Below are 21,038 nucleotides of genomic sequence, written 5' to 3' on the forward strand. Positions count from 1 at the left end.
AATTTCCGTGATGGACGCGCTGCCGTGATCGCGCGCGTCCTCTCCGTCAGCACGCCTGCCGTCTCGATTCCATCAGGAACAATCCTCCGAGCGCCTGACCATAAGGCGTCGGCAGATTTTTGATGCGACGGTAGAAGTCGAGATCCTCGCCCATCGGCGTGCCGTCCGAAACATCCATCAAAAGGCCGGTTTCGTCGATCCGCGACAGGATGGCGCTGAGCGAACGCTCGGCCGTGACCCGGAAGCTCTCGTCGATCAACCCTTCGCGGATGCCGGCAAGGATGCCGTAGCCGATACCGGCGGTGGCGGAGGCCTCGATCGGGCTGCCCGCATCGTCCAGCAGCGTATGGAACATGCCTTGCTCGTTCTGCAGCGTCTGCAGGACACGAACCTGCGTGCGGTAGACCTCTTTCAGATAGCGCGCAACCGCACCCTGCGGCGGGGCGATGCGGAAGAGTTCCGGAATGGCGATGGTGATCCAGGCATTGCCCCTTGCCCACAGCGCGCGCGCATAATTGTGCCGCCCAAGAAAAGTCCAGCCGTGAAAGAACAGCCCGCTCGGCGGATCGCCCAGAAAGCGGATGTGGCAGAGATATTGGTAATGCGCATCCTCGATCCAGTCGGGCCGTCCGCACAGCCGGCCGGCCGTCGTCATGAACAGCACCGCCATGAACAGGGTGTCGTCCCAGAGCTGTCCCTCATTGTCGCGTTCCTTGACGAGGTGCTGGTAGCCGCCCTCTTCGGTGCGGGGCATCTCCTCGAAAATCCACAGCGCCCAGTCGTGGACGATCGCCTTCCAATCCTCGCGCCCGAACTTTTCGGCCAGCAGCGAAAACACCAGCATCGGCGAGGTGGAATTGACCTGGCGGCGCGGCAGACCGCGGGCGAGCTGGTTTTCGTACCAGCGGATCAGTCTGTCGAAGGCGGCCTGATCGTCGCGCTCCTCGGCATCGCGGAAATAGCCGTAGAGCCCGACGCCGACCTCCCAGTCCCATTCGTCGAAGACGATCTCGCCGGTATCGGCGCCGGCTGTGTCGCCGATACCCTTCAGGCGGCGAAAGCCTCGGGAAATCTGCGAAATGGCTGATGTGATATCCGCGGCCGGGATCATGCGGAAAGCTCCTTCAATTTCGTCCAGGAATGAAGCGCACCACCATCGATGCCGATCTGCGGCACGATGGAAAGCGGCTCGAAAGGCATGGGGGTGCCGGCGCATCGCAGGTCCCCCCCGAACGGCAGCACCAGGGCACCATCCGGATGGTCGAGCGTCAGGCTCACCGCGTCCGCGTCGAAATGCGGCGCAAGGGAAAGGCAGCTTTCCCGGAAGGCGGAAAAGCCGCCATGCGTCTGCGCGCTGCCGGCAATCATCAGCCAGCCGGCTTTTTCCGCATGCATGCGCCATTCCATACCGGCGAACAGGCCCTGATCGAGCCGTTCCAGCGCCGAGGTCCCGTGGATGCAGACATAGCCGTCCGCAACCCGCGCAAAAATCCAGTGCGTGTCGACGATGACCTCGTCGCACAGTTCGACGGGGACGAAGACATGGGTAAACCGGATGGAATGGGGCTGGCACGTCAGGTCGAACAGCATCATCGCCACATTGTCATATTGGGCGACGCGCGGATTGATGCCGTTGCCGGCCCAGTAGGACGGACGGCTGCCGCCCCAGACCTTGAGGTCGCCCGGATGATTGACGAAGAAGCGCGCCAGCATGTGCCCGGAAAGCTGAATATCGGCCATATGCTGCTGATGTCCGAGCTCGCCGGTCTTGTATTCCGCGACGCTGGACAATTGCGCGTCGGCGCATTTCCAGAGCGACAGCTTGGCATTCATGTTCAGGCCCTGGGTATAGCGCGCCGTAAGCCGCTTGCCTTTGGGCGGGAAGGCAAGGCCGGTGGCAAGCGCTGGCGGCTCGTAGTCCGACAGGGCAAAGAGCGCGGCCGCGCGGTCGTGCCCGGCATACCAGCGGCCGCCAAAGGCGATTGCAGCGACCGAGGCAAGCTCGGTTGCCGGTCCGGCGAACAGTTCCTTTTCGTAAACGCGTCCCTGAGATCCGGACGGAACGCTTTCCAGCGTATGCAGCGCGGTCATGACGAAAATCTCGTCCAGCAAGCCGCGGGTCCGTTCCTTCAGTTTTGGATCGTCGGTGTTTTCGAACAGCGTGAACAGGCCGAGGAAGTCGATCGGGTAATAGGCGGCGGAGTTCCATTCGGCCAGACCGTGCGCGTCGACCGCATCGAACCAGCGATGCAGCCGTGCCTCGGCCTGCGCCCGGTGCTGGGCACCGGTCTTGCCGCTGTTGGGAAAGACATCGTCGGGAAACAGGTCGCCCGCCAGGTATTGGGCAATATGGAAGCAGAGGACATGGTTCTCGCTCCAGTACCACATCACGTCGTTGCCCGGCTCATCCAGCCAGTAGCGGAAATCGAGGATGATGCCGCGCAGTCTCTGCCATGTTTCGTCCGGCAACTGGGTGCCGGCATGCTTGCGGTAGGCCCACAGCAGCGGCAGTAGCCAGAAATCGGCGCAATCATGGCGCTCGATCACCGGCGGCAGTGCGGCCTCGATCAACTGCAATGCCTGCTCCGGCGCTTTTTCAAGCGCCAGCAGGACAAGGGCTCGCGACGGCTCGTTCTTGCCGCCGGCGGCCATGACGTCGAGTGCCGCCCGTTTGCGATCAGCGATATGGCCCTGATCGAGCGACAGCGGTGGCGGCAGGATGGAGGTGCCGAGCCCGCGCTCGATCCGCACGCCGGCGATCTGAACGACGAATGTCAGCGAGATGCAGCCGGCCCTCAGACCGTCGACGTTGAACAGGTCCGCCACCGGGCTGTCCTTGGAAATCGTGAAGCGGATCGGCTCGGCCGTCTTGCCCACGCCATCCGGCAGCACGTTCATCGTCACCGTTTCGGACGGATGCCAATCGGGTCCGAGCTCGATGTCCACCGGACGATCGGGCAGATAGTCGGCAATCACCCGCACCGTGCCCTTTTCATAGAACAGCCGGTCGGTCCGCAGGCCGTTCAGCGTGGCCTCGACCTCGCGCATGGAATGACTGTCGATCTCGGCCTCGATGCCGGCGGTGATGCCCGTTCCGTCCAGCAGCGTCAGTTTGAAGAAGCAGCTGGTATCGCGCTCGTGCAGGTCTTCGAGAAATACGGTGAGAATGCTTTCGCCCTGCGGCAGATCGGCGGAAAACGTTGCGGAATGGGCGATGTTGCGATCATAGGGCTCGTGCGCCAGCACTTTCGTCCCGTTGAGCCAGACATGCAGGCCGCCGCAGGTTTCGGCGGCAAGGCGGATAGTCTGTGCCGCCGGCGCGGTGACGATGCAGCGCATCCAGCGGCGAATGAGAAGCGGGCGGAAACAGAAGGTGGAAAAATCGACGCGGGGGTCTTCGCCCCCGAGATAGATATTGGAAAAATCGATGGACGACGGCAGCCGGATATCGCGGGTCAGAAGCCGTGCACGCAAGGCTTCGCGGCAGGGCAGGTCACCGGTGGCAACCCATCCGTTGATAAAGCGATAATCGATCGCGTCCGGCATCGGCCGGGCCGTTCCCGGGAAATACTCGGTCTCCGCTGCGCTGACATGCCAGCGGTTCAGCGCTTCGCCGGGCGCAACCGGCCAGAGCGTCGCTCCGGCCGCAAGCCCGTCATGCTCGATTTCGTCTTCAGGAAATTCTAATGAAATTCTTTTCATCACTCCCTGCGACCTCCTCATTTCTCATTTCATTTTTATTGACTTATCGGCAGAAATAGCCATTAAATCCGACAGAGGCAATGAAATTTAATGGTCATGATTATGAAAATTATTTCATTGAAGCGGGAAATATCCAAAACGGGAGGAATGCATGATCTTGAAAACCCTGAAAATTACCGCCTTTGCGCTCGCTTTGAGCACGGCTGCCGTGCCGGCATTCGCCGAAACGATCACCTTTGCCTTCAGTGACGACGATCCGAATTATATCGCCACGATGGAGAAGCTGGTCGACCAGTTCGAGGCGGAGAACAAGGATATCACCGTCAATTTCGTCACGGCGGGCTACGCCCAGATGATGGAGCAGCTGCCGCTTCAGCTGTCCGTCGGCAAGGGCCCGGACGTGGCGAAGATAACGGCCACCGATCTTCTCAGATACACGGCCGACCTGCGGCCCTATATGAAGGACCCGGATGGTTTTGCGAAGCTGCACGGAAAGTCGCTGGAGCTGATCCGCACTCCGGGCACGGCGCCGGACAAGATCGGCGGCTATGTCGCTTCGCAGACGCTCAACCAGCCGTTCGTCAACGTCACCCTGTTCGAGCAGGCCGGGGTTCCGCTGCCGGCAAAGGGGGCGACGCTGACGGAAATCGTCGATGCGTCCGTCAAGGTTGCCAAGGCCACCGGCGTCGAGATTCCCTTCACCATGGACCGCTCCGGACACCGTTTCGCCGGTCCGGCCTTTTCCTATGGCGCCCATTTCCTCAAGGACGGGCAGCTGATCTTCCCCGACGACGCGGCCAAGCGCTATATCGCGGATCTCTACAAATGGAGCCAGTCCGGGGCGTTTCCCAAGGAAATGTGGGGGGCTGCCGGTGGAACGCGCTACAAGAACATGGGTGACGAGTTCGCCAACGGCAATGTCGTGACCTATCTGGCCGGAAACTGGATGGTCAATCCCTTCATCGCAAAGATCGGCGATGCGTTCGACTGGACGGCGATCGATCCGCCTTGCGGCGATGCCGGCTGCGTGCCGATGCCGGGCTCGACATTCGTCGTCGCCTTCCAGCACACCAAGGCGCCGGAAGCGGCCGCCAGGCTCATCGAGTATCTCGGCTCGGAAAAGGTCCAGCGCGAGATTGCCGAGCAGTTCCTGATCCTCACCGGCGCCCAGATCGACAACCCGCACTACAAGACCGACAGCGCCAACGCCAAATCCTCGATGGAAGCCTTTGCCCGCAATGTTGCCAACGTGCCGGAGGAAGCGCGGACCATCGAAAGGACCCAAGGGGCAAGTGCCGTCTATGGTTCCATCGTACAGCGCATGAGCCAGCTGATCGTCGGCGAACTGACGCTTGAGGAAGCCTATGCGCAGCTGGCCGCCGATGCCAAGGGCGCGAACGTCGAGCTTGCCAAATACGCCGCCGCCGCCAAGTAACATCAGTGCATATCCGATCGGCGCCGTGACAGACCGCGGCGCCGATTTCGCGTCCCGGGCGGGCGGCATCCGCCCGCATGAACAGCAGCAAGGAAAGACCATGGACATCCGCGAGACAATTCACCCTGAACACGCAAAACTGCTCGATACGGACGGCCTGCGCGCGCAGTTTCACATCGCCGGGCTCTTTACACCCGATGCGATGAATATGACCTACACGCATTACGACCGCGTGATCGTGTTCGGTGTCTGCCCGGTCAGCGGAACGGTCGAGGCACCGAACGACGTTTCCGGCGTAACCGGGACCGAGTTCCTGCTGCAGCGCCGGGAAATGGGGCTGATCAATATCGGCGGGCCGGGCAAGGTCAGTGTCGACGGCGAGGTCTATGGATTGGGACCGCAGGAAGCCCTCTATATCGGTGCAGGTGCAAGGAGCATCGTGTTTTCGAGCGACGATGCGGCGCATCCGGCAAAATTCTACGGCAATTGCGCGCCCGCGCACAAAAGCTACCCCAACAAGCATGTGACGCTGGAGGAAGCATCTCCGGTGACGCTCGGCGCGCGTGAGACCAACAACGAGCGCACCATCTACCGCTATCTCCACCCCAATGTCATGCCGACCTGCCAATTGTTGATGGGCCTGACCAAACTTGCGCCCGGCAGCAACTGGAACACGATGCCGGCCCACCTGCACGACCGCCGGATGGAGGTCTATTTCTATTTCGACATGGCGCCGGAAGCCTTGGTTTTTCACATGATGGGAAAACCGCAGGAAACCCGCCATATCGTCATGCGCAACGAGGAAGCGGTCATTTCGCCGCCCTGGTCGATCCATTCCGGCTGCGGAACCGGCAACTACACCTTCATCTGGGCCATGTCCGGGGAAAACCAGGTCTTTGAGGACATGGACATGGTGCGGCCGCAGGATCTGAGGTGAGCGATGTTTGATCTGACGGGAAAAGTGGCGCTGGTGACCGGCGCCCGGACCGGACTCGGCCAGGCGGCGGCAATCGCCCTTGCCGGGGCAGGGGCCGATATCGCGGCGATCGGATCACAGGACATGCCCGAAACGGCCGCGCGCATAGCCGCGCTCGGCCGGCGCTTCTTTGCGATCAGGCAGGATCTCGGGTCGGCCTTCGAGGGCGCGGACCTGATCGGGGCCGTGACCGGAACCCTTGGCCGGATCGATATTCTCGTCAACAATGCCGGCATCATCCGGCGCAGCGATCTTGCCGACTATTCGCTTGAAGACTGGGACGCCGTCAACGCGGTCAATCTGCGGGCGGTCTTCCAGTTGTCGCAGGCGGCAGCCGCAGACATGGTGCAGGCCGGGCGTGGTGGGCGCATCATCAATATCGCCTCGATGCTCTCCTACCAGGGCGGCATCCGCGTCGTTGCCTATACCACCTCGAAGCATGGGATCGTCGGCCTGACGAAAGCCATGGCCAACGAGCTTGCGACAAGCGGCATCACGGTCAACGCCATCGCGCCGGGTTACATGGAGACCGACAACACCTCGGCGCTCCGGCAGGATGCCGGCCGGTCGCGCGACATCCTCGCCCGTATCCCGATGGGACGATGGGGTGTGCCCGACGATCTTGCCACCGCCATCCTGTTTCTGGCGTCGCCCGCTTCGGGCTATGTCACGGCCACGACCATTCCCGTCGATGGCGGCTGGCTGTCACGATAACGACGGCATGTGCGCAGCCAGGCCTCCTGGCGTTCGGCATGGTTCATCCGTGTTTCAGAACGTCAGGAGCGGCTCATTGCGGTAGCCGGAAATGGTCGTCCGTCTTGCGCAGATGCCGCGTCTCCTTGGCCCAGCCGATGGCCCGGCGATAGCTGCCGAACAGACCGTCCTGTTTAACGGTGTCGACGGTCAGGCTGTAGACATGGGCGGGATCCGGGTCGACATAGAGCGCATCGACGGGACAATAGACCTCGCACATGAAGCAGGTCTGGCAAGAGTCTTGCCGCGCGATCACCGGAGGGCCGTCCTTGACGGCCTGAAAGACATTGGTGGGACAGACCGAGACGCACAGGTTGCAGTCGGTACAGACATCGGTATCGAGAACTTCGATCATTATTCCGCAGCCTCCCGGAACGATACGGATTCGACGGGTTCGCGCCTGACCGCAATATCCGCCAGTCCGCTGACGATCAGGCGGTGATGCTGCAGCGGGTCCTGTTTCGGAAAATCGTCGCGCCGGTGCATGCCGCGGGTCTCCGTGCGGGCGAGGGCGGCATTGTACATCCAGCGGGCGGTCGCCGCCATCGCGGCCGTTTCGCGCAGGGCAAGCAAGGCGACATCGGAAACGCCGCCGCTTGTTTCCAGCGTCTGCCAGATCGTATTCAGCCGTTTAAGCGATATTGCCAACCCGGATTGCGTCCGGAAATAATTGATGTCCAGCGGCGCCACTTCGGCCTGTACGGCTTTCAGTGCTGCGGGCGCGTCGAGTGCCGGATGGCCTTGCGAAAATCCAGCCTTGCCCAGACGCAGTATCTCTCCCTGCGTCGGTTTTTCCCGGCGGCCGGCAAATCCGGCGGCAGCGCTGCCGGCAAAGCTGCCCGTGGCAATGGCCCAGGCGGCGTTGTGGCTGCCGCCGCCGGTGAAGCCGCCGCAGATCGGTTCGCGTGTCGCGTTGTCGCCGGCCGCATACAGTCCCGGCACGTTGGTTGCACAGTCAAGGCCGGTCAGACGCAATCCACCGGTCCCACGCACCGTTCCTTCCAGCCGCAGCGTTACCGCGAAGCGCTCGGTAAACGGATCGAGGCCACGGCGAAGGAACGGCAGAAAAAAGTTCGGTTGCGCCCGCCGCATGATCTCGCGGACCTCTTCCGTTTCGGCAAGGTCGAGCCGTGCGAAAACCGGTTCCGTCAGCAAGGTGCGGGCGATGATCGAGCGGCCGCGCGCCGATCCAGCACCTTCGATCAGCGAACCATCCTCGCGGTAGAAGCTGGCGAAGCGGTAGAGAGCGGTCTTCGTCACGGATGCGAAGGTTGGCGAAATGGCATAGGCCGAGGAGAACTCCATGCCGGAGAGTTCCGCGCCGGCCTCCGCCGCCATCAGATATCCGTCCCCCGTTAGCACGTCGCAGCCGAGCGCCTTGCTCTTGAAGGCGCAGCCGCCCGCTGCCAGCACCACCGCGCCGGCCCGCACGATCCAATTGCCGCCTTCCTGCCGCCGGATGCCCGTCGCCCCGGCGATGGTGCCGCTTTCATCCATGATCAGCTCGAGGGCTGGCGAATGATCGAGAATGGTGACGCCGGCATTCTTCACCTTGCGGCGCATCAGCCGCATATATTCCGGCCCCTGGACGGAGATGCGCTGCTGGACACCGTTTTCGTCCGCCGGAAAAGGATAGCCCCACTCGGCAAGCCGGTTGACGCTCTCGTATGTCGTGTCGAGCACCGGCCGCATCCAGCTTCGATCCGAAAGATAGCCGCCCATGGCCTCGCGGCTGGCCATGGCGGCCTCCCGCTCTTCGGCAACCGGCGGCACATACCAGATCTGCGTGCCGGCGGATGCCGTCGCGCCCGAACTGCCGCAATAGCCCTTGTCGGCAAGCACGACGCGTGCACCGGCGGATACCGCATTGAGGGCAGCCCAGCATCCGGCAGGCCCGCCGCCGATGATCAGGACGTCGGTCTCAAGATCGAGCTGGAATCCCGATTGCGGAGATTCAATTGATGTCATGACGCTTCCTCAAACATGTTAATTTGACTATGTTACCTGTAGTGCATAATTTATATAGACTATTATGCCGTCTACAAACGGTTGTTTTGACTGGAGTTTGAATGCCAACGCGTCTCGCAAGCCTTGCCATGTATGTCAGCCCGCCGCCGATCGCCGAGGCGACAGCCGCGCTCTGGAGCTTTCTTTCCGCTCGCCTTGAACGGTCGGGATTGCCGGATGTCCCCGCGGCGCTCGATGCGACCGTGCGCTACGACGAGGCGTGGGTGCATCCGGATCTTCTTCTCGGGCAGACCTGCGGTTACCCCTATGTGAAACATCTGCGCGGACGGGTCCGTCTGGTGGCCACGCCGGTCTACGGTCTTGCCGGTTGCGACGGGCCGTTCAAATGCAGTTTCGTGATCGTTCGCCGTGATTCCCGGATTGAAACGATCGAGGACCTGCGCGGTGTAAAGGCGGCGATCAACGAGCCGGGCAGCAATTCCGGTGTCAATCTGCTGCGTGCGACCATCGCGCCGTTTGCCCGCAACGGCCGGTTCTTTTCGTCCGTCATCGAGACCGGTGGCCACCGGGCCAGCATCGATGCCGTGGCGGAGGGAAAGGCCGATGTGGCGGCGATCGATTGTGTCACCTATGGCAACACATTGCGGTTCGACCCGGAGCGGCTTGCCGGAATTCGTATCCTGACGGAAACCGTCAAGGGTCCGGGACTTCCGTTTATCACCCGGGCTGAAGCATCGGACGAAGAGGTTCTCATTCTGCGAAAGGCGCTGCAGGATGCGATCACCGATCCGTCCCTTGCGCAAGCGCGCGAGACGCTCTCGCTGAAAGGTTTCGTCATGCTGGACGACGAGGCCTATGAACCGCTGGCTGAGCTTGAGCGTGAAGCGCATCGTCTTGGTTATCCCGTCATTGCCTGAGAGCCGCCGCTCAGGGGGAAATGGCAGGCGACGGCGCGGCCGTCGTCCAGAGGCGCAAGCCGTGGTTGCTGAACGGCACAGATAGGTTGCGCGACCGGGCAGCGTTGGTGAAAACGGCAACCGGACGGCGGATTGCGGGGGCTCGGCAATTCACCTTTGAGAATGATGCGCTCGCGCCGCCGTTGCGGATCGATCGTCAGGTTCGAGGATAGAAGCGCCTTTGTGTATGGGTGTGCCGGATTACGGAAAAGCACGCTGGTCCTGCCGGTCTCGACGATCTGGCCGAGATACATGATCGCCACGCGGTCCGTAACACGGCCGACGACATTCAAGTTGTGCGAGATGAACAGGTAGCTGAGCCCCAGCCTGTCGCGCAGTGCGCGGAGCAGGTTGAGCATGTCGCCCTGGATGGAGACGTCGAGCCCGGCTGTGGGTTCGTCGGCAACGATAATCCGCGGCTTGGCCGTCAGTACACGGGCGAGCGCCACCCGTCGCGCCTGACCGCCGCTCAGCTGATGCGGGTAGCGCGACAGGAACTGTTCGCCCAGCCCCATATCCCGCAGAAGGGCGACCGCCGCGCCCCATGTGTCCGCATTGAAGATCTTGCGTATCTTCAGCGGTTCGGCCAGCAGTGCGCCGACTGTCTGGCGCGGCGAGAGCGACGCTACCGGATCCTGGAAGAGAAGCTGGACGCGATCGGCCAGAAAACGACGGTCCGCGCGGATACCGGCGGCAACATCCTGTCCGTCGATCAGCAGCGATCCGGCAGACAGCGGCGCAAGCCCGGAAATGGCCCGCGCGATGGAGGACTTGCCGCATCCGCTTTCGCCGACAAGACCCAGCGTTTCGCCGGCATGAAGGTCGATCGACACGCCATCCACGGCCGTCAGGTCGCCATAGCGCACGGCGCCATTGTTGAGGGAAAGCACCGGGGCGGTCATGAGGACACTCCAAGCCAGCAGGCAAAACCTCTGCCGTTGCCCTGCGACACGAAGGGCGGCGGCTCGGAGCAGCGGTCATGGCGGGCGGGACAGCGGGCAGCAAAGACGCAGCCCGCCGGCCGGTTGGCGGGATCCGGCACAGTGCCCGGAATGGTCACCAGAGGTTCTGCACTTTCGATGGACGACAGCGGCTCGATCTCGCAGGCCAGCAGCGCTTGCGCATAGGGATGGTGCGGGTCGCGCAACACGTCGCCGACCGCGCCCGTTTCGACGATGGTTCCGGCATACATCACGATGACGGTCTCGCACAGTTCCGCGATCAGGCCGAAGCTGTGGCTGACAACCAGCAGCGCAGCCGAAAGCTCCGAGCGCAGATCGCGCAGAATGTCCACGACCTGCGCCTCGATCGTCGCATCGAGCGCAGTCGTCGGCTCGTCGGCGATCAGCAGTTTCGGTTCGACAAGCAGCGCCATGGCGATCACCACCCTCTGCCGCATGCCGCCGGAAAATTCATGCGGATACCGGCGCATCCGGTTGCCGGCATCGGAAACGCCGACACGGGCCAGCATGGCTTCGCCACGCGCCCAGAGTTCGGCCCGGCTTGCGCCTGCAAATTTCCGGCGCTGGATTTCGACGAGATGGGTTCCGATGGTAAACAGCGGATTGAGCGCCGTCATCGGATCCTGGAAGACCATGGCGATGTCGATGCCGCGCAGGCGCCGCGTTGCCGCAGGCGACAGCGCGTCGGGACAGTTATCAAAGACCGCGCTTTCCGACTGGATTTTAGCATTGTCGGGGAGCAAACCCAGCAATGCCAGTGCCAGGGTCGACTTGCCGCTGCCGCTTTCGCCAACAAGGCCGACGGATGCGCCGGGCGCAATCGTCAGATCGACGGCGGACAGAATCTGCGCCTGTCCACGGGCGGTCGGATAGGAGACATCGAGGTTGCGGATGGAGAGCAGAGGTACCGTCATTGGCTACGCCTCAGCTTCGGATCGAACGTGTCGCGCAGAGCCTCTCCGAGAAGCGAGAAACCCAGCGTGGCGACGATCAGCGCAAGACCGGAGAAGATCGCCGGCCAGACCGACTGATCCAGATAGGTATAACCATCGTTGAGCAGATTGCCCCAGCTTGCCAGAGGCGGGCGCACGCCGAGACCAAGGAAGCTCAGGCCTGCCTCGATGGTAATGACGACGGGTATATCCATGCAGGCGAGGACGAAGATGGGGCCGATGATGTTGGGCGTGACATGATGCAGCACGATGCGCCATCGCTCCGCGCCAAGCACCTTTTCAGCCTCGATGAAGGGGCTGTTGCGGATGGCGATCGTCTGGGCGCGGGCAACACGGCCGAAATGCGGTATGAAGACGATGCTGACCAGCAGGACGATATTGCTCAGCCCCGGCCCGAACACCGCGACAAGCGCCAGCGCCAGCACCACGCTCGGAAAGGACGTGACGACATCGAAGATGCCGAGGATGACAAGATCGAGCGGACGCGGCGACAAGGCGGCGGTTACTCCAAGCGTGATCCCCACACTCAGCGATATGGCGATGACCGACAGCGAAACGCCGAGCGCGACGCGCGAGCCGAAAATCAGCCGGCTGAGCAGATCGCGGCCGAGATGATCTGTCCCGAACAGATGATCGAAGCTTGGCGCCATCAGCCGGTTTGCCGGCGCAATTGCGTTCGGCGCATAGGGAGCAATGAGCGGAGCGGCGATGGCAACGATGAGGATGAGTGCCACTGCGATCAGGCTGAACGTGCCGCCCGGGCGTTTCGAGACGTCGTGCAGAGTGGAGAGAAAGGCCTTCATCGCCCTTCTCCCGCAGCGGATGTCAGACGGCTGCGCTCTTGCGGATCGAGAAAGGTCTGGAGCAGGTCGGCGGCCAGATTTGTCAGGACGTAGAGCAGCACGATGACAAAGACGCCGCCCTGGACAAGCGGATAGTTGCGCGTGCGGATGGCATCATAGATGAGCGAGCCAAGGCCCGGCCGGTTGAAGATGACCTCGGCGAAAACAGCGCCACCGAGCAACTCGCCAAACCCCATGCCAAGGATGGCGATGGTCGGGATCAATGCGGGCTTGAGGGCGTATTTCAGCAGGATTCTCGCCTCGCTGACACCATAGGCGCGCAAGGTCCTGACATGGCTCTCGCCCAGAACCTCCAGCAGCGACGAGCGCAGGAGCCGGGCGATATAGCCGATCCAGCCGACAGCAAGTGCCGCCGAGGGGAGAACGAGATGCCAGAGCTGATCGGCGAGATTGCCGCGATCACCGGCGCCGAGCACGGGAAACAGCCGCAGCGACACGGCAAAGAACAGCAGGAGGAAGACGGAGACCACAAAGCTGGGCGTGGAGATGAAGCCGACGCTGACGAAGGCGATCAGGCTGTCGGCCTTGCCGCCCGGACGATGGGCGGAAAGAACAGCGAGCGGCACTCCAATTATAATGGCAAGCAGAATGGCGGAAACGGCAAGAGCGGCCGTGTTGGGCAAGGCGGCTGCAACAAGGGTCAGAACAGGCCGCCCGTTGAAAACATCCTGGCCGAGGTCACCGGTAAAAAGCCGGGCAAAGAAGGCCAGCGCCTGCTCGGCAAGCGGCCTGTCGAGCCCCATGCGGGCATTGAGGATGGCGACCGCTTCGGGCGTTGCCCGCGAGCCGAGAATGACGGTCGCGGGATCGCCGGGAATGAAGCGGGTCAGAGCCAGCAACAGCACAACGGCGCCGGCGACGGCCAGAAGAGCCGTCGCCAGTTTGAAAGCGAGATAGGCGTAGAACGAATGGCTTTTCAGCACGGTCTTCGACCGTCTGTCTGCACTGCGATCTTCACAGGCCGTGCCTATGCCGTTGCTTCGCTGAAGGCCGTGTAGAGCCAGTTGTTGCCGTTCGGCAGCACGCCGGGCTTCAGCCATTTGCGCGATGCAAACGCGTTGACGTTGTGCGTGATCCAGATGAACGCCGCGGATTCGTCCAGCAGCTTCTGTGCCTCGACATAGATGCGGGCGCGTTCCTCGGGGTCCACCGTCGTTGCACCCTTTGCGTGAAGCGCATCGAAATCGGCGTTCTGCCAGCGCTGCCAGTTCCACTGGCCGACCTGTTCGGAGGTAAACCATTGCGTCTGGAAACTCGGGTCGAACTTGCCGTTGTATTTGATCAGCGACAGCTCGAGGTCCTTGCTGGCATTGTTGTCGCCCAGTGCCCAGTAGGCGGCGGACTCGAGAGCTTCGATCTCCACCTCGATGCCGACATCGGCCAGGTTTGCCTGGATGATCTGGGCGATGGCCTCGTAACGCGCGTTTGCCTCGATCGTCAGTTTCGTCTTGAAGCCATCCGCATGGCCTGCCTCTTCCAGGAGCGTCTTCGCAGCCTCGATATCACGCTGGTAAACCGGCGCGTCTTTCCAGTACCCAAGCAGCTGCGGGGCGAGAAGGGAATTGGCGCGCGGGTAGAGACCGGCATAGGCGCCCTGCAAGATTCCGTCGATATCGACGGCAAGGCGAAGCGCCTTGCGTACACGGACGTCATCGAACGGCGCCTTTTCGATATTGGGGCCGAACCAGACGTAGTCGATGGCCGGCACCTGGGTGACGCTTGCATCCGGCGTCTGGGAAAGCGCCTTGCCGTTTTCGGGATCGATTGCAGTAAAGTCGATTTCGTTGGAGCTGAAGGCGATTTCCGCCGTGCGCTGTTCCGAGATCGGCTTGCCGACGATCTGCTGGAAATGCGGCTTTATCGGTCCCTTGTAGTCCGGATTGATTTCGAGCACGAACTGCTCGCGCGGCGTCCATTCCTTCAGGATATACGGCCCGCTGCCGATCAGCGTGGTGGCAAAATCCTTGCCGAGCTTTTCAAATGCCTTTTTCGAGACGATGCGGCCGGAACCATCGGCCAGTGCGATCGAGTAGAGGGCCGGAGCCGGGGTCTTGAGCAGGATGCGGCCTTCCAGCGGCCCGGTCACTTCGACATGGTCGAGTGCTGCCCAGTCCTTCGCATAGGTGACCGGCTTGCCTTCGGCGTCCGGATGGAGGAAGCGCTCGAAGGAGAATTTTACGTCCTCCGCCGTCAGCTCGCCGTAGCCGCCGGTGAAAGTCAGCCCCGGACGGAGCTTGAAGCGGATTTCCTTGTCGTTGACCTGAACCAGCTCTTCGGCTGCATCCAGCTCCCATTCGGTCGACTCCGGCTTGAAGGAGATCAGGCCCTGCTGGACAGACCAGATCACGTTGAGATCGACGGGGCCGGACCGGTTTGCCGGATCGAGATTGACGAGATCCTTGTCGACGCGCACGACGATCTTCGTGCGGTCTGCTGCTGCAAATGCGGGGTGGACACCGCCGAGCGCCACGGCTGCTGCAATCGATGCACCGCCGAGGAGCGCCTGGCGCCGGGTAATGTTCAATGTCATAAATCTCTCCCTTGAGAAAAAGGCGTCATGTCCGCAGCAACACCGGATTCGAAATGTCTATTTATTACGCATTAAATGCATAAATTTAGTAGATTAAATGCGCCTGTTGCCGGGACGAATTTTAGAAAATGAATCTCTAATTTGACGGGGAACGGAAATTTTCCCCGGTCCTGCATAATGGTTCGCGATGGCTGGATATTTGCTGCCAATTGCAGTGGTCAACACCGGAACCGGTATCGGCCTCATCGGCTTACCGATCTGCCGAGATAGCGTTCGAGCCAGAGGCTGTAGCGGGAGCCGCTGAAGCAGATCATGAAATAGATCAGGGCCGTAAAGACATAGGATTCCGTATAGAACCCGAGCCATAGCGGATCGGTGGCCGCGGTCCTGGCCGTATTGAGCAGATCGAAGATGCCGATAACCGCCAGCAGCGAGGTATTGAGCAGAATGCCGATCGACAGGTTGACGATCGCCGGGATCACGGCGCGCAACGCCTGCGGCAGCACGATCAACCGGATCGTCCGCCAATAGCCGAGGCCAAGGGCGGCAGCGGCTTCCGTCTGTCCGTGCGGAATGACCTGAAGTCCGGCGCGGATGATCTCCGCCAGATAGGCCGAGAAAAACAGCGTCACGCCGATCTGCGCGCGCAAGAGCTTGTCGATCAGCGCGCCGCCGGGAACGGCCATCGGCACGATCAGCATGGCGATGTAGAGCACCGCGATCATCGGAATGCCGCGCAAGACCTCGATGAAGGTGATGGCAACGATGCGCAGCACGCCCATGTTGGATTGGCGGGCAAGGGCAAGCAGCAGCGCGATCGGAAACGCAAGCGCCAGCCCGGCAATGGCGACCGCCAGTGTAATGGGCAGGCCGCCCCACTGGTTGCTGGATACACGCGGCGGCGTGAACGTGCCCGCCATCAGCGTCCAGGACAGCACGAGGGCCAGCAGCCACACCGGGATCAGCTTGACGGTCCAGAACCGCGGCAGCGCGGAAAAGATCAGAAGTGTCGCAATCCCCAGAACGACCAACGCCGGCCGCCATTGAAGATCGGGCGGAAAGAAACCGAACAGGATGAAGCGCAATTTCGCGCCGATGAAGGCCCAGCATGCGCCGGCCGTATCGGCTGCACAGGTCTCGGCTGACCCGCTCCAGACGGCGTCGGTCAGGAGCCATCGCAGCATCGGTGCGAGCAGCCAGAGAACCATGGCCAGCGTGGCGAACGTCACGATGGTATTGCCGATGCTTCCGAACAGGCCGCTTTGCCAGCGCCGCCATTCCGGCGCCTTGGGCGGTGGCAGATCGATCTGGCTCATCGTTTGTCTCCGCCCTTCAATGCCACGCGGCGGTTATAGATGTTCATCAGGATCGAGACTCCGATGTTCAGCGTCAGATAGACGGCAACGATGATGCTGATGGATTCGAAAACCTGACCGGTGGTGTTGGCCGTGGTGTTGGCCACGCTGACGAGATCGGGAAAGCCGATGGCCACCGCCAGGCTCGAATTCTTGGTGAGGTCGAGATAGCTGGACGTCATGAGCGGCGTGATCACCCTCAAGGCCTGCGGCATGACGATCAGCCGCATGATGTGGCCGCGCTTGAGACCCATGGCCCGCGCGGCTTCCCACTGGCCATTGTTCACCGACTGGATACCGCTGCGCACGATCTCCGAAATCGAGGCTGAGGCATTGACGACGAGGCCGACGAGCAGGGCCGCGAATTCCGGCGTCAGCGAAAGGCCGCCGCGAATGTTGAAGCCGCCCTTGGCCGGCAGTTCGGCGGAGGCGGACAGGCCCAGGGTCAGAAGGAACGCGAAATACAGCAGAATGACGGACAACAGGATGCCGGTCGCCTTCAGAAAATAATAGGGCACCCCGGTCAGGAGCCGCCGCGACAGGAAGATCGTGACGGCAATGATTGCGAGCAACAGCGGCAGCCAAAGCGTCGCCGGGAGCCCTTCGAACTGCAGACTGGGAATGAAGATGCCGCGGTTGCTGAGGAAGAAACCGTCAAACGGCGAAAACGCGCCGCGCGGCGTCGGCAGGCTACGGCTGATCGCGCTCCACAGGAAAAGCTGAAGCAGCAGCGGCGTGCTGCGCAGAACCTCGACATAGCCGTAGACAAAGCTGGAGAGCAGCAGATTGCCGGAGAGCCTGGCGATGCCAAGGGCGACGCCGAGAATGGTCGCAAGGAGACAGCCGAAGAACGCCACCTTGATCGTGTTCGCCAGTCCGGCTGTCAGCGCCCGGGCATAGGTATCGCCGGAGGAATAGGCGATGACGCTCTCGCCGATCTCGAAATTGGCCTGCTGCGACAGAAACGAGAAGCCCGGCTTGATGCCGAGGCGCTCCATGCTGTCGACGGTATTCGACCCGAACAGCCAGAGGATCGACAGAATGCCGGCCAGCATAAGGATTTGCTGCAGCGGCCGGGGACCGATCCAAGCCCTGACCTTGGCGAAAAAGCCGGGTCCATCGGGACCCGGCACAGTCATGATTGTCATCGAAAAATCCGGCTGCGGCTCAACGGAACGGCGGGGAGTAGAGCAGGCCGCCATTGGTCCAGAGCTGGTTGTAGCCGCGCTCGAAGTTCAGCGGCGTGCCCTTGCCGACGTTGCGGTCGAAGATCTCGCCGTAATTGCCGACCGCCTTGACGATATTGTAGGCGAATTTCGGATCGAGGCCGATGGCTTCGCCAAGCGACGGATCGACGCCGAGGAAGCGCTGGATGCTTGGATCCTCGCTCTTGAGAAACTCGTCGACATTGGCTTGGGTGATGCCGAACTCTTCCGCCTGGATCGTGGCGTAGACGGTCCAGTTGACGATTTCCAGCCACTGGTCGTCGCCGGCGCGCAGGGCAGGGGCCAAGGGCTCCTTCGACAGGCGTTCGGGCAGGAGGACGTAGTCGTCGGGCTTGCTCAGCTGCGTGCGCTTTGCGGCAAGGTCGGTGGCATCCTGGGTCAGGGCATCGACGCGGCCGGAATCGAGCGCCTTCAGGAATTCGCCGGTTTCCTCGATTGTAACGGGCGTGAATTTCTTGCCGGTCTTGCGGAAGAAGTCGGCAATGTTCAGCTCGCCGGTGGTGCCGCTTTGTACGCCGATCGTGGCGCCGTCCAGCTCGTCACCCTTGGTGACGCCGAGATCCTTGCGGACCAGCAAACCCTGTCCGTCATAGAAAACCACCGGACCGAAGTGGAAGCCGAGCTTGAAGGCACGGGTGACGGTCTGCGTCACTCCGGACAGCAGAATATCGAACTCACCCGACTGCAGCGCCGGCAGGCGCTGCTGCGGCGAGGAATTGGTGAACTCCACCTTTTCCGGGTCGTTGAAAACAGTGACGGCCAGTGCCCGGCCGAAATCGATGAAGAAACCCTGCCAGCGCCCGTTGCTATCGGGGGTAAAGAAGCCCGGCGTGGTGCCGACGCCGACCTTGATCAGGCCGCGCTGCTTGATCTTGTCGAGTGTTTCGCCTGCCAGCGCAGACGATGCAATGAGGCCCGTGGCAAGCACCAGGGTGGTCGCGAGCGCCTTTTTGAAAAGGCCGCTGCGTGCGGAAATTGGATTCATGAAATGGCTCCTAAAGATGTGGTGTCCCCGGTCCCGGCAAATGGCTATCCCCACCATCGCCGGGATCGACTGCAGAATAAGTCTATAAAAATTATAGAATAGATATATTAATCCCATTGCGTGCCCGCTTTTAAAACAGATTGCTCGATTTATAAGCGATTTTGGCCGCTAACCGTCCGGCGGACCGCTTCCGGCAGGCCTATCTCGACCTGCGGTGGTGCGAACAGAAATAAATGCAATTTCCAACGAAGCCCCGAAAATTGGAAATTCGTTACTCTACAAAAACTATAGACATAAGCGATCCTGCCGCCCTGTAACCGCTCTCCCGCGGCACGGTCTCGAAGGAGCAGTCATCCATGTCACTTGCCGTTGAACTGAAGAAAACTGCAGATTCTCTCAAGGCCGCCCTGCCGGAGGACATCTTCTCGGCAATCGGGCAATCCATTGCCGATCTGAAAGCAACCGGGATCGCCAAGAGAGCCGCATCGGTCGGCTCGACCATTCCGCTGCCCGTCATCACGGATTTTGACGGCAACGACGTCGATCTGCGTAAGCTCGCAGCCGACGGGCCTTTGGTCATCAGTTTCTATCGCGGTGGCTGGTGCCCCTATTGCAATGTCGAATTGCGCGCTCTTGCCAACGCGCTGGGAGACATCGAGGCGTCGGGTGCGTCGGTAGTGGCGATCTCGCCGGAGCAGCCGGACAGCGCGCGCGAAACCGCCGGCAAGAACACGCTGGGCTTTCCTGTTCTGGTCGACAAGGGCAATCGTTATGCCCGCGAACTCGGGATCGTCTTTTCCCTGCCGGAAAATCTGCGGCCGCTCTATCGCTCGATCGGCATCGATCTTGAGGACTGGAATGGCGACGAAAGCCATGAGCTGCCGCTCGCGGCAACCTTCATCGTCGATTCGAAAGGCACGGTCGTGTGGGCGTTCGTTGATGCCGATTTCTCGGTGCGTGCCGAGCCTGCCAATATCGCTGCCGCCCTTCGCCGGGTTGCCGCCTGATCCCCTTCATCTGCGTTTCAAAGGAGAGAGACCATGAGCCTGAAAACCACACGTCCGGAAACCCTGGCCCTTCATGCCGGATGGCGGGCCGATCCCGCTACAGGGGCCGTTGCCGTCCCCATCTACCAGACGACCTCGTTCCAGTTTCGCGATACCGAGCACGCGGCCAATCTCTTTGCTCTCAAGGAACTCGGCAATATCTACAGCCGCATCGGCAATCCGACCGTCGATGTGCTCGAGCAGCGGGTGGCTGCGATCGAGGGCGGGGTTGCCGCTCTGGCCCTTGCCTCGGGGCAGGCGGCGTCCGCCTTTGCGATCCAGAACCTCGCCAAGGCCGGTGACAATATCGTCAGTTCGACCGATCTTTATGGCGGCACATGGAACCTCTTTGCCAACACGCTGAAGGACCAGGGGATCGAGGTGCGCTTCATCGACCCCACCGACCCGGAGAACTTCCGCCGGGCCACCGATGATCGGACACGGGCCTATTATGCCGAGACCCTTCCAAATCCGAAGCTGACCGTTTTCCCGATCGCCGAGGTGGCCGCCATCGGCCGCGAGTTTGGCATTCCCCTGATTGTCGACAACACGGCGGCCCCGCTTCTTGCCCGGCCGCTCGATCATGGCGCCGCGGTGGTTGTCTATTCGACGACGAAGTATCTCGGCGGCCACGGCACATCGATCGGCGGCCTGATCATCGACGGCGGAAACTTCGACTGGGCCGCGCATCCCGAGCGGCAGCCGGCCCTCAACACGCCCGACAAGAGCTATCACGGCGCCATCTGGACGGAAGCGGTCAAGCCGCTCGGTCCGATTGCCTACATCATCAAGGCGCGGGTAACGCTGCTGCGGGATCTCGGCGCACCGCTTTCTCCGTTCAATGCCTTCCAGATCATCCAGGGGATCGAGACGCTGCCGTTGCGCATCGAGCGTCATACGAAGAATACCGATGCCGTTGCCGATTATCTCTCGAAGCGGCCGGAAGTGTCGAAGGTCATCCATCCGTCGAAGCAGACAGGGCTGTGGCGCGAGCGCGCCGACAAATATCTCAAGGGCGGCTATGGCGGGCTGGTCGGCTTCGAACTCAAGGGCGGCCTGGAAGCCGGCCGCCGCTTCATCGACAGTCTGGAACTGCTGTATCACGTTGCCAATATCGGCGATGCCCGCAGTCTGGCGATCCATCCGGCCACGACGACGCATTCGCAGCTTTCCGGCGAGGAGCAGCTGGCCAGCGGCGTTTCTCAAGGCTATGTCCGGCTGTCGATCGGTATCGAACATATCGATGACATTCTCGAAGATATCGGCCGTGGCCTCGATGCGGCCTCGGGTGTGAGCGGCGACCGCCAGGTGGCCTGATTTTTTGAATT

At 61.7% G+C, this 21,038-nt stretch carries 18 protein-coding genes; 6 read left to right on the forward strand and 12 right to left on the reverse strand.

Annotated elements, in window-relative coordinates:
* Positions 1-46 precede the first annotated feature (46 nt).
* Together bglB and ADU59_RS15620 are read right to left on the reverse strand one after the other, a co-directional pair.
* A complete protein-coding gene (gene bglB / locus ADU59_RS15615; protein ID WP_068955060.1) occupies positions 47-1,111 on the reverse strand; it encodes a beta-galactosidase BglB in 1,065 nt (354 codons plus the stop codon).
* Complete coding sequence (locus ADU59_RS15620) at positions 1,108-3,705, reverse strand: hypothetical protein (RefSeq protein ID WP_139093181.1); 2,598 nt, start codon at positions 3,703-3,705, stop codon at positions 1,108-1,110. Before ADU59_RS15620 ends, bglB begins: the two co-directional genes overlap by 4 nt.
* 148 nt (positions 3,706-3,853) lie before the next feature.
* Here ADU59_RS15620 and ADU59_RS15625 point away from each other — a divergent pair, with 148 nt between their 5' ends.
* From ADU59_RS15625 to kduD, 3 genes are all read left to right on the forward strand, one after another.
* The gene (locus tag ADU59_RS15625; protein ID WP_083198287.1) at positions 3,854-5,137 is read left to right on the forward strand and encodes an ABC transporter substrate-binding protein; all 1,284 of its coding nucleotides are present in this window, start codon (positions 3,854-3,856) and stop codon (positions 5,135-5,137) included.
* A gap of 100 nt (positions 5,138-5,237) precedes the next feature.
* Positions 5,238-6,074, forward strand: coding sequence for a 5-dehydro-4-deoxy-D-glucuronate isomerase (gene kduI / locus ADU59_RS15630; protein WP_068955176.1), 837 nt, complete (start codon positions 5,238-5,240; stop codon positions 6,072-6,074).
* 3 nt (positions 6,075-6,077) lie between these two features.
* On the forward strand, positions 6,078-6,827 hold the full coding sequence (gene kduD / locus ADU59_RS15635) for a 2-dehydro-3-deoxy-D-gluconate 5-dehydrogenase KduD (protein WP_068955062.1): 750 nt from the start codon (positions 6,078-6,080) through the stop codon (positions 6,825-6,827).
* A 73-nt stretch (positions 6,828-6,900) separates the two neighbouring features.
* On the opposite strand, the gene ADU59_RS15640 is transcribed toward kduD, so the two are convergent.
* Positions 6,901-7,221: a 4Fe-4S dicluster domain-containing protein gene (locus tag ADU59_RS15640; RefSeq protein ID WP_068955063.1), complete on the reverse strand. Its 321-nt coding sequence runs from the start codon at positions 7,219-7,221 to the stop codon at positions 6,901-6,903.
* Positions 7,221-8,834, reverse strand: coding sequence for an FAD-dependent oxidoreductase (locus ADU59_RS15645; RefSeq protein WP_068955064.1), 1,614 nt, complete (start codon positions 8,832-8,834; stop codon positions 7,221-7,223). Before ADU59_RS15645 ends, ADU59_RS15640 begins: the two co-directional genes overlap by 1 nt.
* Before the next feature lie 101 nt (positions 8,835-8,935).
* On the opposite strand from ADU59_RS15645, the gene ADU59_RS15650 reads away from it, so the two are divergent.
* Positions 8,936-9,751, forward strand: coding sequence for a phosphate/phosphite/phosphonate ABC transporter substrate-binding protein (locus tag ADU59_RS15650; RefSeq protein WP_068955065.1), 816 nt, complete (start codon positions 8,936-8,938; stop codon positions 9,749-9,751).
* Here the strand turns inward: ADU59_RS15650 and ADU59_RS15655 are convergent.
* The 8 genes from ADU59_RS15655 to ADU59_RS15690 form a co-directional block, all read right to left on the reverse strand.
* Positions 9,733-10,692, reverse strand: coding sequence for an ABC transporter ATP-binding protein (locus ADU59_RS15655; RefSeq protein ID WP_068955066.1), 960 nt, complete (start codon positions 10,690-10,692; stop codon positions 9,733-9,735). The genes ADU59_RS15650 and ADU59_RS15655 overlap by 19 nt on opposite strands.
* Positions 10,689-11,666, reverse strand: coding sequence for an ABC transporter ATP-binding protein (locus ADU59_RS15660; protein WP_068955067.1), 978 nt, complete (start codon positions 11,664-11,666; stop codon positions 10,689-10,691). The genes ADU59_RS15655 and ADU59_RS15660 overlap by 4 nt, the downstream gene beginning before the upstream one ends.
* On the reverse strand, positions 11,663-12,508 hold the full coding sequence (locus ADU59_RS15665) for an ABC transporter permease (protein WP_068955068.1): 846 nt from the start codon (positions 12,506-12,508) through the stop codon (positions 11,663-11,665). Before ADU59_RS15665 ends, ADU59_RS15660 begins: the two co-directional genes overlap by 4 nt.
* Positions 12,505-13,491: an ABC transporter permease gene (locus ADU59_RS15670; RefSeq protein WP_244506446.1), complete on the reverse strand. Its 987-nt coding sequence runs from the start codon at positions 13,489-13,491 to the stop codon at positions 12,505-12,507. The genes ADU59_RS15665 and ADU59_RS15670 overlap by 4 nt, the downstream gene beginning before the upstream one ends.
* 44 nt (positions 13,492-13,535) lie before the next feature.
* Entirely contained in the window at positions 13,536-15,098 is a 1,563-nt protein-coding gene (locus tag ADU59_RS15675; RefSeq protein ID WP_068955069.1) for an ABC transporter substrate-binding protein, read from the reverse strand.
* Between the two features lie 242 nt (positions 15,099-15,340).
* Complete coding sequence (locus tag ADU59_RS15680) at positions 15,341-16,414, reverse strand: amino acid ABC transporter permease (RefSeq protein WP_068955070.1); 1,074 nt, start codon at positions 16,412-16,414, stop codon at positions 15,341-15,343.
* Complete coding sequence (locus ADU59_RS15685) at positions 16,411-17,601, reverse strand: amino acid ABC transporter permease (protein ID WP_083198288.1); 1,191 nt, start codon at positions 17,599-17,601, stop codon at positions 16,411-16,413. Before ADU59_RS15685 ends, ADU59_RS15680 begins: the two co-directional genes overlap by 4 nt.
* A gap of 19 nt (positions 17,602-17,620) precedes the next feature.
* Complete coding sequence (locus ADU59_RS15690; RefSeq protein WP_083198289.1) at positions 17,621-18,664, reverse strand: amino acid ABC transporter substrate-binding protein; 1,044 nt, start codon at positions 18,662-18,664, stop codon at positions 17,621-17,623.
* Positions 18,665-19,020: 356 nt separating this feature from the next.
* On the opposite strand from ADU59_RS15690, the gene ADU59_RS15695 reads away from it, so the two are divergent.
* Both ADU59_RS15695 and ADU59_RS15700 read left to right on the forward strand, forming a co-directional pair.
* Positions 19,021-19,671 (forward strand): peroxiredoxin-like family protein, encoded by a 651-nt coding sequence (locus ADU59_RS15695; RefSeq protein ID WP_068955071.1) that lies wholly within the window; start codon positions 19,021-19,023, stop codon positions 19,669-19,671.
* Between the two features lie 33 nt (positions 19,672-19,704).
* Positions 19,705-21,027, forward strand: a complete 1,323-nt coding sequence (locus tag ADU59_RS15700; protein ID WP_068955072.1) for an O-acetylhomoserine aminocarboxypropyltransferase/cysteine synthase family protein — start codon at positions 19,705-19,707, stop codon at positions 21,025-21,027.
* Positions 21,028-21,038 lie beyond the last annotated feature (11 nt).

Source organism: Pararhizobium polonicum, assembly GCF_001687365.1.
Lineage (GTDB): Bacteria > Pseudomonadota > Alphaproteobacteria > Rhizobiales > Rhizobiaceae > Pararhizobium > Pararhizobium polonicum.

What these genes read in the sequence shown, in the direction of transcription:
- bglB (WP_068955060.1), bottom strand. Translation starts at nt 1,111, where the DNA reads ATGATCCCGGCCGCGGATATCACATCAGCCATTTCGCAGATTTCCCGA.
- ADU59_RS15625 (WP_083198287.1), top strand. Translation starts at nt 3,854, where the DNA reads ATGATCTTGAAAACCCTGAAAATTACCGCCTTTGCGCTCGCTTTGAGC.
- kduI (WP_068955176.1), top strand. Translation starts at nt 5,238, where the DNA reads ATGGACATCCGCGAGACAATTCACCCTGAACACGCAAAACTGCTCGAT.
- kduD (WP_068955062.1), top strand. Translation starts at nt 6,078, where the DNA reads ATGTTTGATCTGACGGGAAAAGTGGCGCTGGTGACCGGCGCCCGGACC.
- ADU59_RS15640 (WP_068955063.1), bottom strand. Translation starts at nt 7,221, where the DNA reads ATGATCGAAGTTCTCGATACCGATGTCTGTACCGACTGCAACCTGTGC.
- ADU59_RS15645 (WP_068955064.1), bottom strand. Translation starts at nt 8,834, where the DNA reads ATGACATCAATTGAATCTCCGCAATCGGGATTCCAGCTCGATCTTGAG.
- ADU59_RS15650 (WP_068955065.1), top strand. Translation starts at nt 8,936, where the DNA reads ATGCCAACGCGTCTCGCAAGCCTTGCCATGTATGTCAGCCCGCCGCCG.
- ADU59_RS15655 (WP_068955066.1), bottom strand. Translation starts at nt 10,692, where the DNA reads ATGACCGCCCCGGTGCTTTCCCTCAACAATGGCGCCGTGCGCTATGGC.
- ADU59_RS15660 (WP_068955067.1), bottom strand. Translation starts at nt 11,666, where the DNA reads ATGACGGTACCTCTGCTCTCCATCCGCAACCTCGATGTCTCCTATCCG.
- ADU59_RS15665 (WP_068955068.1), bottom strand. Translation starts at nt 12,508, where the DNA reads ATGAAGGCCTTTCTCTCCACTCTGCACGACGTCTCGAAACGCCCGGGC.
- ADU59_RS15675 (WP_068955069.1), bottom strand. Translation starts at nt 15,098, where the DNA reads ATGACATTGAACATTACCCGGCGCCAGGCGCTCCTCGGCGGTGCATCG.
- ADU59_RS15680 (WP_068955070.1), bottom strand. Translation starts at nt 16,414, where the DNA reads ATGAGCCAGATCGATCTGCCACCGCCCAAGGCGCCGGAATGGCGGCGC.
- ADU59_RS15685 (WP_083198288.1), bottom strand. Translation starts at nt 17,601, where the DNA reads ATGACAATCATGACTGTGCCGGGTCCCGATGGACCCGGCTTTTTCGCC.
- ADU59_RS15690 (WP_083198289.1), bottom strand. Translation starts at nt 18,664, where the DNA reads ATGAATCCAATTTCCGCACGCAGCGGCCTTTTCAAAAAGGCGCTCGCG.
- ADU59_RS15695 (WP_068955071.1), top strand. Translation starts at nt 19,021, where the DNA reads ATGTCACTTGCCGTTGAACTGAAGAAAACTGCAGATTCTCTCAAGGCC.
- ADU59_RS15700 (WP_068955072.1), top strand. Translation starts at nt 19,705, where the DNA reads ATGAGCCTGAAAACCACACGTCCGGAAACCCTGGCCCTTCATGCCGGA.